The sequence below is a fragment of the Clostridium sp. OM05-5BH genome, assembly GCF_003481505.1.
Taxonomy (GTDB): Bacteria; Bacillota; Clostridia; order Lachnospirales; family Lachnospiraceae; genus Otoolea; species Otoolea fessa.
On sequence record NZ_QULJ01000003.1, the window covers coordinates 53,846 to 66,904 of the forward strand.

The 13,059-nt window shown below is 47.4% G+C and carries 13 protein-coding genes; 11 read left to right on the forward strand and 2 right to left on the reverse strand.

The window, feature by feature from the left end; genetic code table 11:
- Positions 1–207 precede the first annotated feature (207 nt).
- From yedE to DXB70_RS05010, 3 genes are read left to right on the forward strand one after another with little or no spacing between them, the layout of a single operon-like run.
- Positions 208–1,356 (forward strand): YedE family putative selenium transporter, encoded by a 1,149-nt coding sequence (yedE, locus tag DXB70_RS05000; RefSeq protein ID WP_347559598.1) that lies wholly within the window; start codon positions 208–210, stop codon positions 1,354–1,356.
- A 19-nt stretch (positions 1,357–1,375) separates the two neighbouring features.
- Entirely contained in the window at positions 1,376–1,597 is a 222-nt protein-coding gene (locus DXB70_RS05005; RefSeq protein WP_118522360.1) for a sulfurtransferase TusA family protein, read from the forward strand.
- A 32-nt stretch (positions 1,598–1,629) separates the two neighbouring features.
- A complete protein-coding gene (locus DXB70_RS05010) occupies positions 1,630–1,866 on the forward strand; it encodes a DUF3343 domain-containing protein (RefSeq protein ID WP_106999761.1) in 237 nt (78 codons plus the stop codon).
- A gap of 186 nt (positions 1,867–2,052) precedes the next feature.
- On the opposite strand, the gene udk is transcribed toward DXB70_RS05010, so the two are convergent.
- Together udk and DXB70_RS05020 are read right to left on the reverse strand one after the other, a co-directional pair.
- The gene (udk, locus tag DXB70_RS05015; protein ID WP_347559590.1) at positions 2,053–2,724 is read right to left on the reverse strand and encodes a uridine kinase; all 672 of its coding nucleotides are present in this window, start codon (positions 2,722–2,724) and stop codon (positions 2,053–2,055) included.
- A 218-nt stretch (positions 2,725–2,942) separates the two neighbouring features.
- Positions 2,943–4,160, reverse strand: coding sequence for a nucleotidyltransferase family protein (locus tag DXB70_RS05020; protein ID WP_118672790.1), 1,218 nt, complete (start codon positions 4,158–4,160; stop codon positions 2,943–2,945).
- Positions 4,161–4,458: 298 nt separating this feature from the next.
- Here DXB70_RS05020 and pta point away from each other — a divergent pair, with 298 nt between their 5' ends.
- From pta to DXB70_RS05060, 8 genes are all read left to right on the forward strand, one after another.
- A complete protein-coding gene (gene pta / locus DXB70_RS05025) occupies positions 4,459–5,454 on the forward strand; it encodes a phosphate acetyltransferase (RefSeq protein ID WP_022360441.1) in 996 nt (331 codons plus the stop codon).
- Between the two features lie 231 nt (positions 5,455–5,685).
- Positions 5,686–6,876, forward strand: coding sequence for an acetate kinase (locus tag DXB70_RS05030; protein ID WP_022360442.1), 1,191 nt, complete (start codon positions 5,686–5,688; stop codon positions 6,874–6,876).
- Between the two features lie 98 nt (positions 6,877–6,974).
- A complete protein-coding gene (locus DXB70_RS05035; RefSeq protein WP_022360443.1) occupies positions 6,975–7,493 on the forward strand; it encodes a DUF177 domain-containing protein in 519 nt (172 codons plus the stop codon).
- 2 nt (positions 7,494–7,495) lie between these two features.
- Entirely contained in the window at positions 7,496–7,678 is a 183-nt protein-coding gene (gene rpmF / locus DXB70_RS05040; RefSeq protein WP_003499726.1) for a 50S ribosomal protein L32, read from the forward strand.
- Positions 7,679–8,466: 788 nt separating this feature from the next.
- On the forward strand, positions 8,467–9,468 hold the full coding sequence (locus DXB70_RS05045; protein WP_118672791.1) for a hypothetical protein: 1,002 nt from the start codon (positions 8,467–8,469) through the stop codon (positions 9,466–9,468).
- Positions 9,469–9,877: 409 nt separating this feature from the next.
- Positions 9,878–11,230, forward strand: coding sequence for an SLC13 family permease (locus DXB70_RS05050; protein ID WP_118672792.1), 1,353 nt, complete (start codon positions 9,878–9,880; stop codon positions 11,228–11,230).
- 12 nt (positions 11,231–11,242) lie between these two features.
- Positions 11,243–11,857 carry a cytidylate kinase-like family protein gene (locus DXB70_RS05055; protein ID WP_118293659.1) on the forward strand — a complete coding sequence of 205 codons (615 nt, stop codon included), beginning with the start codon at positions 11,243–11,245 and terminating at the stop codon, positions 11,855–11,857.
- Between the two features lie 326 nt (positions 11,858–12,183).
- Positions 12,184–13,050 carry a patatin family protein gene (locus DXB70_RS05060; protein WP_106999767.1) on the forward strand — a complete coding sequence of 289 codons (867 nt, stop codon included), beginning with the start codon at positions 12,184–12,186 and terminating at the stop codon, positions 13,048–13,050.
- The last annotated feature ends 9 nt before the right edge of the window (positions 13,051–13,059 follow it).

Here is a 13,059-nt window from a genome sequence, read left to right on the forward strand (position 1 = left end):
AAGTTTATAGCAAATATCAATATAAACGATTTTACCATAAAAATACAGGATGTTATACTTGTCTGCGGAAAGTATGGATAGATCCATGAAATGTACGCGCTTGAAATTTTTCTTGTTTGATTTTGTGAGATGATTTTTTTGCCAGATGCACTCAAATTTCTGATATGTATTGATGAAATGCGAGTGTGGTGCGTGAAATCACCCACAATGACGAGTGTGAGAAAAACTTTAAGAGTACATGAAATAAAAAAGGAGGCAGGTATGAAAGTATTTGACAAGACATGGAAGCTGGCAGTGGCAGGCGCGCTTGTGGGTGTGCTGGCAGCATTGCTGGCGTATTTTGGAAATCCGGCCAATATGGCGATCTGTATTGCGTGCTTCGTACGTGATACGGTGGGCGCGCTGAAACTTCACTCAGCAGCACCGGTTCAGTATTTCCGTCCGGAGATTGTAGGATTTGCAGTGGGAGCATTTGCAATCTCACTGGTGACGAACGAGTATAAGGCGACAGCAGGTTCTTCACCGATGATCCGCTTTGTTCTGGGTGCGATCATGGTAATCGGCGCGCTGGTATTCTTAGGGTGTCCGCTGCGTATGGTTCTGCGTATGGCAGCCGGTGACCTGAATGCGTATGTAGCGCTGGTTGGATTTGCAGGCGGTATTGCAACTGGTTCGTTCTTCCTGAAAAAGGGATTTTCGCTGGGCAGAGCGTATGAGACGCAGAAATCAAGCGGATATGTGCTTCCGGTGCTCCTTCTGGCGCTTTTTATCATTGGAGCAGTAACAGGCGTATACGCAGCCAGCACGGAAGGACCGGGAAGCAAGCACGCACCGGTTCTGATTTCCCTGGTTGCGGCTCTCCTGATTGGTGCATTGGCACAGAAGAGCCGTATGTGTTTTGCAGGTAGCATCCGTGATGTGATTCTGATGAAAAACTTTGATCTGCTCAGCATTATCGGCGCACTGTTTGCAGTCATGCTGATTTTTAACCTTGCAACTGGCAATTTCCATTTGAGCTTTTCCGGTCAGCCGATCGCGCACTCCCAGCATCTCTGGAATATTCTGGGTATGTATGCCGTTGGATTTGCAGCCGTTCTGGCTGGCGGATGCCCGCTGCGTCAGATCATTCTGGCAGGGCAGGGCTCCTCGGACAGTGCGGTAACCTTTCTGGGAATGCTGTTAGGGGCGGCACTTGCACACAATTTTAACCTGGTTGGTGCGGCAGCAAAAGCGGCAACCGAGACAGAGGCAGCCGTTTTGGGTGGTCCGGCGATGCCGGGCAAAATTGCCGTAATTGTATGTATTGCCCTGTTATTCGTGATTGCAGCGGCAAATATGAAACGTAGAAAGAAATAAAGAAAAGAGGAAACGGAAAATGTCAGATTTTGTTGAGGTAGATGTGCGGGGACTCTCCTGTCCGGAACCGGTTTTGATGGTGATGGATGCGATGGATGAACATCCGGGAAAACAGATCCGTGTGCTTGGCGATGAGGCACACACCCGGGCGAATATTGAGCGCACGTTGGAGTATCATGGAAAAGAGGGGCACACCAAGGTGCTGGAAAACGGCTGTTTCACCATTACCTTTGAAGCGTGATGCTGCTCTGGAATATTAAATAGGTGGAAATGATGAGGCAGAAACGGGAATATCGGATTTTTACCTTTCACACGACGGCTGCGGCGATGGAGATGGAGGCATTCTGCCGGGAACAGGGAATCAGAGGGCGCCTGGTGCCTGTCCCACGCGAACTCTCAGCAGGCTGTGGAATTGCCTGGCGGATGGAACCGGCGGAATATGAACGGTTTCAGGGAGTGATTGCAGAGAGCCAAATTGAGATCGAGCAGAGCTGTGTGGTTATGAATTAAATAAAATGTTATGTTAGAGCAGGCATCATAGAAAAAGTATATAGGAAAAAGCGGCGGTATCGGCAGTGGCGAGACATTCAAAAAAGAATGGAGCGCTGACTGTGTGATACCGCTGCTTTTTGGCGTGTAAATCGAGGTCAGAATGAGGTCATTGAGGTCAGAAATCAAATCATGACCTCGATGACCTCATTTGTGACCTCGATGATCCCAATATTTTGAAATATTATTCTTCCGCCTTCGCCTCCTCCAGCAGCCGTGCAATCTCCCCCCGCACCAGCGAGAATGCAACCTCATTCCGTCCACTGTTGTAACGACATCTGCATAGGCGCGGGTCGGTTCAACAAAGAGAGCATGCATCGGTTTGACGGTAGTCAGATACTGGTCGATGATGTTTTCGATATCGCGTCCGCGCTCTTTCGTGTCACGTAAGATTCGGCGGAGGATGCGCTCGTCGGCGTCGGCATCGACGAAAATGCGGATGTCGAGCAGATTGCGGAGTGCTTCGTCATAGAGAACGAGAATGCCCTCCAACAGGATAACCGGGCGCGGCTCGATGTGAATGGTCGCTTCGGCGCGGTTGTGGTTGGCGTAGTTGTAGGTTGGACAGTCGATTGCCTCCCAGTTTTTCAGTTTGTTGAGATGCTCAAGAAGCAGCTCCGTCTCAAATGCATCCGGGTGGTCGTAGTTCAGCTTTTTGCGCTGTTCAAATGGCATATCGTCGTGGGCGCGGTAGTAGTTGTCGTGGTAAAGCACGGTCACCTGATTACCAAATGCGTCTTTCAGACGGTTTGTAAAAGTGGATTTTCCTGAACCGGTTCCTCCGGCAATTCCGATGATAATAGGTGATTTTCTATTCACTGTGGTTTCCTCCATTTGTAAGTTTTATCTCAGTCGAGAAGAGTCCCACCTCTTTAGGTGGCGAGTAATAGCAAATTTGTCTCAGTGGGAGGTGGGTCTCCGACTGAGATAAACGCTCCGCGGGGATGCGCAGTGATTCTGTATGGAATATGTCAGCTTCGCTGACCAGAATCACGCGCCAAGTCTCACGGACGTTCGACTTGAAAATTGGTTCATTTTTATACAAAAACCAGTCCTTCTGTATATTCATTTTGAAATACGCCGCTGCGCTTCATCCGCACCGTCTGGTATAAATGCGAGGCGTACACCTCCTGCTCCAGCAGCGCGAGCGCCGACGGGGAGAGGTTCTGGGCGGCATCTGCCATTTTAGTGATGAGGGGGATGCTGCTTTTTTTATGCAGACAGGAGAGCAGAGGGCTGCTCTGCCTACGAAAACCGAGAATCCGTGCATAGAGTGCATAGCCCTCTTCCTTCCACCGGGAAATATCTTCCTCGCGCATACCGAGTACCAGATGCAGAAGCGCCCGGCTGACACGCGTGTAGGTAAGCTGGCGCGTCTTTAATGCCTGAATCCGTTCTTCAAAAGAGAGAGGAAAGTAAGGTGGTTTTGCAAGGCGGGCGGCAAGCTCCGGGGAGAGATCTGCGATAGAAAATGTCGCCTGCAGCTGTAAAACAGCAGCATTCAAAAGCTCTGAAAAATCATCCACAAAAACTGGAACCGCACCTGTATATGCGGGATGTGTTACGGCTGGCAAGTGAGATGCCAGAATATCGAGCAAATCTTTGTCTTTTGAAAGTGAGTTTCGAATTATCCCGCGAATTGCCGAAGCCGATGGAAAGTTAGCATCTGCCAGTGTATCTTCATGATATCCGCTTCCCTTCCGCGAAATCGTATAAAATTCCATCGGACTATGCAGATCTTCCGCCGCCCGCAGATATTCAATCCCGAGAATATTGTTTGGAGAACTCAGAACCGAGGCCCATGTATCCTCCATTTCCAGCGCCTTCGCCCGTGCCTGCGGATAAGTCAGTCCCGCCTTCAACCCTTTCCGCAGCCGTTCCTGAAATTCCGCCGATTCGTGGTTCAGCGCAGAAGCAGCCTGCTTAAGGAATTCAATCTGCCCGCATTCACTGCCGAACACAACGGCATCCACACCGATCGCCGACAGAAGCGCGACTCCATAGGCGGCAAATTCATGCGCCGAAGCGGTAGAAAAAGCGGCCGGCATCTCAAGTACCAGGTCGGCACCGGCGAGAAGAGCGGCTTTTGTACGACGGTACTTATCAAAGATGGCGGGTTCGCCGCGCTGGACGAAGCTGCCGCTCATCAGGACGACGCAGTAGTCTGCGCCGGTCAGTTCCCTTGCCTGCTGCATATGATACAGATGTCCGGCATGGAACGGGTTATATTCGGTAATTAAACCAACGATTTTCATAAATTTCAATCCTGTTTTTTGCATTTTTGCGAGGAATTTTGTAGCAGCCTATTTATAATAGAAATAAAAATAAAAGACTGTTGCTGTTGCGGCAGAAAAATCTGTAAAAAATAGCAGCCATTTTCTGCTTCATTTACATTATATAGTGGAAGTGTGGGAGCGTAAAGGGAAAATTATAGTGCATCTTGTTAAAAATTTAATTAATCAAAAATTTGAAAATCGCTCTTGTATACAATAAACAACTGGTATATAATGTTAGCAGTAATAGACACACACTTATGAAAGGGGTTTTATAACCATGGCATTTATTGACAAGATTAAGGAAAGAGCAAAAGCAGACAAGAAAACCATCGTTCTTCCAGAGTCAATGGACAAGAGAACATACGAGGCAGCTGAGAAAATTCTGAAAGAGGGTATCGCAAATCTGATCATCATCGGTACTCCGGAAGAGATTGAGAAAAACGGCAAAGGCTTCGACATTTCCGGTGCCACCATCGTTGACCCGTACAATGATCCGAATAAGCAGAAATACATCGACAAGTTCGTTGAATTAAGAGGCAAAAAAGGTGTTACTCCGGAAGTTGCAAAAGAGCAGATGGAGAAAGACTATATGTACTATGCTTGCCTGATGTGCAAGTGCGGCGATGCTGACGGCGCTGTATCTGGTGCATGCCATTCTACCGGCAACACCATTCGTCCGGCTCTGCAGCTTCTGAAGACCAAACCGGGTATCAGCTCTGTATCTGGCTTCTTCCTGATGGAAGTTCCGGATTGCGAGTTCGGTGAGAACGGTCTGTTCGTATTCGCTGACTGTGCAGTAAACACTGACTTCGATTCCAACAAGCTGGCTGAGATCGCTGGTCTATCCGCAGAGAGCTTCAAGATGCTGGTTGGCGCAGAGCCGAAGGTAGCTATGCTGTCCTATTCTTCTATGGGTTCCGCTAAACATGATGATGTTACCAAGGTAGCAGATGCAGTTAAGATTGCTCATGAGAAGTTCCCGGAACTGAAACTGGATGGCGAGCTTCAGCTTGATGCAGCACTGGTTCCGTCTGTAGGCGAGGCTAAGGCACCGGGCAGCTCCGTAGCTGGACATGCTAACACCTTAGTATTCCCGTCCCTGGAAGCAGGCAACATTGGTTACAAACTGGTTCAGAGACTTGCAAAAGCTGGCGCTTATGGTCCGGTTCTTCAGGGTCTGTCCATGCCGGTAAACGATCTGTCCAGAGGATGCTTCGCAGACGATATCGTAGGCGTAGTAGCTATCACAGCTGTACAGGCTCAGCAGGCATAATTAATACCAATTGGAATCAAATGGATGGAGAACTGGCACCGCGTCAGAGAATCTTAAATCCGTTTAATTAAGAATTAAAAGTGATAATTACAGTTCAGCCCGGTATTCATACATAATCCTGCAGTTCACAGCAGGGCAGTGCAGACGTTTTTGCAGATGCTTCCGTGTGAACCGCATATAGAGAATACCTGCGGCTGAATTGTGATGTTATAAAGAAAGGAATCTATTACCATGAATATTTTAGTTATTAACTGCGGAAGTTCTTCCTTAAAGTATCAGTTAATCAACTCTGAGACAGAGGGCGTTCTGGCTAAGGGTCTTTGCGAGAGAATCGGCATCGATGGTATGCTGACTTACCAGCCGGAGGGCGGCGAAAAAGAGAAATCTGAGATCGCTATGCCGACCCATACAGAGGCTATCAACGCAGTTCTGGCAGCCCTGACTAACGAGAAGAGCGGCGTTATCAAGAGCCTGTCTGAGGTAGGTGCAGTTGGACATCGTGTCGTACACGGCGGCGAGAAATTTACTTCTTCCTGCTTAATCAACGACGAGTCTATGAAAGCGATCGAAGAGTGCAACGATCTGGCACCGCTTCACAACCCGGCAAACCTGATCGGTATCCGTGCCTGCCAGGAACTTATGCCAGGCGTACCGATGGTAGCTGTATTTGATACCGCTTTTCATCAGACCATGCCGGATGTTGCTTACACCTACGGTATTCCGTATGAATACTATGAGAAATACAAAGTTAGACGTTACGGCTTCCATGGTACTTCCCACAGCTACGTATCTAAGAGAACCGCTGAGATCGTTGGAAAACCGTATGATCAGATGAAGATCATCGTTTGCCACCTGGGTAATGGCGCCAGCATCTCCGCTGTAAACTGCGGCAAATCTGTAGACACCAGCATGGGTCTGACTCCACTGGAAGGTCTGGTTATGGGTACACGTTCTGGTGACCTCGATCCGGCTATCATCGATTTCGTAGGTAAAAAAGAAGGTCTGTCCCTGGATGAGATGAACGAAGTCCTGAATAAGAAATCCGGTATGCTCGGTATCTCTGGCGTATCCAGCGATGGTCGTGATCTGGAAGCAGCAGCTGAGACTGGCAACAAGAGAGCACAGCTGGCCCTGGACGTATTCGATTACCGCGTAATCAAATATATCGGTGCATACGCAGCAGCTATGAACGGTGTAGATGCAATCGCATTTACCGCTGGTATCGGCGAGAACAACATCAAGATGAGAAAAGATGTTTGCAGCAGCCTGACCTACTTAGGCGTTAAACTGGATGAGGAGAAGAACAACGTAAGAGGTGAGGAGAGAATCATCTCTGCTGACGACTCCAAGGTTCAGGTTCTCCTGGTTCCGACCAACGAAGAGCTGGCTATCGCCCGCGAGACTCTTGCACTGGTAAAATAATTAAATATGAATTAAAATTTGCAAAAATATGTAAAATTAATCATTGACAAACGCGCTCGACCTTTGTATAATATCAAAGTGCGTATTAGGAGATTAGTATGCTGATTCATTTATCGGAACTTTTTAACTGCGAGGGTAGAAAGAAAGTCTATACAGTCGAGACTGCGCTGGACTCTGTTGATTTTGACGGAGAGACGTTTCAGATTGAGAAGGCTGAGCCTTTTGAACTGGAACTGACGGCTAAGACACGGCATAAGTATACGATGAGTGGTCATGCGACGCTGACGGTGGGAGGTCACTGTGCGCGTTGTCTGGAGCCAGTATCTTTCGACTGCGAACTGGATTTTGGACGAGAGTTTGAGGTGCAGGACGGTCAGGAGGAGAGTTTAGATGATGAACCCTTTATGAAGGGGTACAATCTGGATGTAGACCAGTTGGTTTGCAACGAACTGCTACTGAGCTTGCCTATGAAAGTCCTGTGCAGAGAAGACTGCAAGGGGATTTGCAATAGATGTGGTACAAATCTTAATCTTCGGACTTGTACCTGTGACACTAGGTCGCTCGATCCAAGGATGTCGGTTATCCAGGAGATATTCAATGAATTTAAGGAGGTGTAACCATGTCTATCTGTCCTAAGAACAAATCTTCCAAAGCAAGAAGAGACAGCCGCAGAGCTAACTGGAAAATGAGTGCTCCGAACTTAGTAAAGTGCAGCAAGTGCGGTGCTCTGATGATGCCTCACAGAGTGTGCAAAGCTTGCGGAAGCTACAACAAGAAAGAAATCGTTAAAGTAGAAGACTAAGCTACAAGTATTGAAAAATAAGGGGTTAAGCGATTTTTGCTTAACCCATTTTTCGCATTTTAGCCCATTTTTAGCCCATTTCAAGAGGGTGTTTAACAGGTGTTTTTGGGTAGATTTTAGCAACTATAACTTATGGCTTATAAAATGTGGTCAAAAACAGGAGAGATTATTAATTTGCAATAATCTCTCCATTTTTTATATTTCGTGAATATTATCAAATCTGTGATTTTTATTAGTAAAAATGTAAAAAATGGGGATAGAAGAGCATTAAGCTCAACTATCCCTATAAGAATGTTATTTAACAAAGTATTTTATGTACTGTTATTTGTTATTTAACTTTTACTAGCAAAAGTCATATATGTGCCTCCTGTAAATGAAAATATATTTCTAATTACAGGGGCCGCTCTCACTACTTCTGAAAAAGATCAATAGCGAGAGCGGTCGCATATTTTGACATTTTTGTCAAGTATCAATTTAAAAATATGTTAGACTCCTATAGGGGATTTAACGCTAAAGCTTAACTTACTGACATTGGTTCATGGGTAGGCACTTTTGGAACCGAAAGTGCCGTAAGAAAACGTGGTGGCAGCAGGAATTTGCCGTATTTAAATGCGAAGCCACGGCAAATTCAGTTACTGGACACGTATGTGTGTACAGTAACTGAGATACTATGTAGATGGCGGTGTTGTATGCAAAAAGGTGTACAATACCGCTATTTTTTGTTAATATAGAGAAGAAGAAAAAAGAGGGATAATATTTTATAAATATCACGTTAGGAGGTTTTACATATGAAAAGGGGAAAATATTTACTTTTGACCGTCACAGCTGCCGCGCTTCTGGCGGCGATCCCATTTCAGGCATTTGCGTCGAAGGATACGGAGGACCGCAGCCCGGTTGGCTCGATCGGCTTAAATGTTTCGTCCTCGATCCATGTCGGTGATGAGAGTTCAGATGTGGATGTTTCGCTCGATTTCGGTGATTGCGATATTTCCAATGTTGATGTGATCAACGAGCCGTCCGGTAAATGGGTGGACAAGGATAAGCCAAAGCTGGAGGTTACTCTGGAGGCGGACGATGATTATTATTTTAAATCCGGTTATGCGAAAAAGAATGTAACTCTGAGCGGTGACAGTGCGACGGTTACTTCCATCAAGCGCAAGGGCGATGAGGAACTCCGGGTCGTGATCACCCTGAAAGCTTTAAAAGGAACCTCCAGTGATTACAGCCTGGATGTAGATGAGGCAGAGTGGGATCAGATGGATGGCGTTGCAGAGTGGAACGGCAGTGAGGATGCGAAATACTATGAGCTGCGCGTTTACCGGGATGCGAAATTTTTAAGTACGGTAAAACCGGGAAAAGAAACGAAATACAATCTTGGACGTTATCTTACGCAGGCGGGAACCTACACGTTTGATGTGCGCGCGGTTTACAGCGATTCACGGCACGGCGAATGGCAGACATCGGATTCCTTCACAATCACGGCGGAGCAGGCGCAGGAAATTCAGAAGACGCTTGTCTTCAAAGAAGCAGGCAGCGGTCCGGCAGCCGGTGCGTGGGAACAGGATACGCTTGGCTATAAGTACCGCAATTCCGATGGAAGCTATGTGACCAATAACTGGCAGCAGATCGGCGGTGTGTGGTATTTCTTCGATGAAAATGCATATTGCAAGACGAATACCTGGGTGTTCTGGAATGGAAAATGGTATTATCTGGATGTAAACGGCGCGATGTTAGTTAATACGACGACGCCGGACGGCAAGCAGGTCGGGGAAGATGGGGCGCTTCTGTAAAATTTTTAAGAAACAATTTTGATGAAAATCCGTCAGGGAAGATGGAGACAGAATTGTAAAATAGATGTGAGAAGAGGCAGATTGCACGGAATATGCGGTCTGTCTCTTTTACATTTAAAAACAGAGAAAAATAAAGAGAATATTTGCAAACAGAACGATGGGTAGAATGAAAACACATACATGAAAAGAGTGCTGAAGAACAAGCTGACAGTTATTTCTGATGAAATAAAAAAAATAACAAAAAGTATACTTGCATATTGTGAAATAAGTAGTAAGATAGAGGTGGTATCTCATGACTGCCTATTTTTTAACAATCTAGGGGAAGGGGCGGTCTGAGAAGAGACTGCAAGGGGTTCTAAGCCAGTATGGAGGATGGCAGAAAAAGGACTGACAAAGGAGGGGCACAAAGATGGCAGCACAAATTTTGGCTGTGATTATTTTTATTGTAATGTTTGGACTTATCATCTGGGATCACATTGAGAGGCATATCGTATCGCTCGGATGCGGGCTTCTGACGCTGGTGCTGGTGTTTGGCGTCTGTATGCACAGTGAGGCGGCAGCGGCGGAGACACTGAGCCTGCACAGCTTCATGGTTCCGAACTTCTGGTTTCAGACCGAGGCGGCGGCAGAGTCCTCGAGCGGCATCAACTGGGCGACGATTCTTTTTATTGCCGGTATGATGCTGATGGTGGAGGGCATGGAGCGCGCGGGATTTTTCCGGTGGCTGTGCCTGACAATCGCCAAGGCGGTACATTATAAGACGATCCCGATTTTTATTTCATTTATGCTGATGTCGGCGCTTCTGGCGATGTTTATCGACAGTATTACCGTTATTCTTTTTTTGGCAGCGGTCACGGTAGAGCTGGCGCATCTTCTGCATTTTGATCCGATTCCGATGATCATTTCAGAGATCTTCTGTTCGAATCTGGGCGGCTCTGCGACGATGTGCGGCGATCCGCCGAATATCATCATCGGAACCTCGCTCGGATATTCATTTAAAGATTTTATTTTAAATACAGGTATGATGGCGGGTGTTTCGCTGATTTTTGTCGTGCTGTTTTTCTATTTTTCCTTTAGGAAAGAATTAAAGGCGAGTGAAAAGCATGACGAAGCGGTTACATATCCATCCCCACAGGAGGCGATCGCGGATCGGAAACGGTTTGCGGTCAGCGTGGTAATCTTTGCGGCGGCGATCGTGATGCTGGTGACGCATGCACAGACGGGACTGACAGTTGCGACGATCGGCGTATTTATCGGTGCTTTTTCGCTGCTGGCATCCGGCGGTGAGGCGCTCAGCATGATTAAGAAGCTTGACTATAAGACGCTGCTATTCTTCATTGGTCTTTTTGTCGTGGTCGGCGGCATGGAGCAGACGGGCGTCCTAAATTCTTTAGCAGGGATCATTGACGCAGTCAGTGGAAATAATGTAAAATGGGTAGTAGCGATTGTGCTGTGGCTGTCGGCGCTTGCGAGTGCATTTGTGGACAATATCCCATTTGCGGCGACGATGATCCCGGTTATCCGGAGTCTGGCGCAGGCAGGCGGCATGGATCTCTCGGTTCTGGCGTGGGCGCTTTCGATGGGTACGGATATTGGCGGCTGCGGAACTCCGATCGGAGCCTCGGCAAACGTAGTTGGTATCTCAGTGGCAGCGAAAAACGGACATTTTATCGGCTGGGGGAAATATTGCCGGTATGCAGCTCCGGCGACGGTGCTGGTAATCCTGATTTCCATGGTTTGTATATATGTGAGATACTTTTAAGGGGGCTTTTATATGGAGGAGAGGAAAAACAGAGTGATCATCTCGGTCAGCAGACAGTTTGGCAGCGGCGGACACAAGATAGCGGAAGCGCTGGCAGAGCATTTTGAACTTCCGATTTATGATCATAGGATGCTGGACAGTATTGCCAAGGAAAAGGGTGTGGATCCGCGTGTGCTGGAAAAATACGACGAGAAGCCGCTAAACCGTTTTCTGGCGCGCAATGTCAGCGGATTTTCAAGCTCTCTGGAGAACAATCTGGCGCAGATGCAGTTCAGTTACCTGAAAGACAAGGCCGATTCGGGGGAATCGTTTGTGGTAGTTGGACGGTGTGCGGAGACGGTTTTAAAGGAATATGACGGACTGATCACGATCTTTGTGCTGGGCGATGAGGAAACACGGGTGAAGAGAATCGAGCAGCTGCACGGACTTTCAGAGGACGAGGCGAAACGTCTGGTAAAGACGAAGGACTGGCGGCGGAAATCCTACCACAACTGTTACAGCCGCGGACGCTGGGGAGATTCCAGAAATTATGACCTTTCGATCAACAGCAGCCGGCTGGGAATTGAGGGAACGACGAAGATGCTGGAGGAGTATGTGCAGGCGCGGATGGACGCGATGCAGAAATAAAATAATAGGGATATCGAAGAAAAAGAGAAAGGGGAACGTGTGCATAGGCGGCGCACGTCCCCCTTTCCCTTTTTCTGCCGAGGTGTTATACTGTTACTGTTCCCGGGTGGGCACTTTTGGAACCGAAAGTGCCGTAAGAAAACGTGGTGGCAGCAGGAATTTGCCGTATTTAAATGCGAAGCCACGGCAAATTCCGTTACTGGGCACGTATGCGTGAACAGAAACGTTATACTAAAAAATATGGAATTAGATAGAAAAATCGTATTTGCTATCTGTTCGATCTTGTTTTATAGTATATAAGATATTTAATAGGAGTTTGATGATATATGACAGAGTTAAAAAAAGAAAAAAAGACCGGTCTCGTTCTGGAGGGCGGCGGGATGCGCGGTATTTACACAGCGGGCGTCCTGGATGTGTTTTTAGATCATGATATTTCATTTGACGGCGTGATCGGCGTCTCGGCGGGGGCAGTGCATGGGGCTTCGTTTGTGTCGGGGCAGAAGGAGCGGAGCATCCGCTATTATAAAAAATACTGCAATGACAAGCGTTTTATGAGCTTTAAAAACTGGCTGCGGACGGGAAATCTGGTGGACGAGCAGTTCTGCTTCCATGATATACCGGAACGGCTGGATCCGTATGATTACGAGGCATTTGACCGGGGAAATACACGGTTTTATGTTGCATGCAGCAATGTGGAGACAGGGAAAGCAGAGTATCTGGAGATCAAAGATATGTTCAAAGATGTCGAATATTTCCGTGCGACGGCATCCCTTCCGTATGTGTCCCATATGGTCGAGGTTGGTGGAATGAAGCTTTTGGACGGCGGCTGCACGGACAGCATTCCGTTGCGTGCCTTCGCTAAGATGGGGTATAAAAAATGCGTCGTTGTGCTGACCCGTCCGGCGGGCTACCGCAAGAAACCGGGCAATTTCTGGCTGCCGGAGGCGGCATATCACAAATATCCGGCGTTCGTGAGGGCGCTTCGCAGCCGCTATTATTTCTATAATAAGACGGTGGAATGGATCGATCGCCTCGAACAAGAGGGAAAAATTTTTGTTATCCGTCCGAGCGTGGCGCTTCCAATCGGCAGAACCGAACATAGTGTTGAAAAATTGCAGGAGACGTATGATATCGGCAGGAAGGATGCTGCCAATCAGATGCATGCAATGGAAAATTGGTTCAAATCTTATTGATTTATAGAT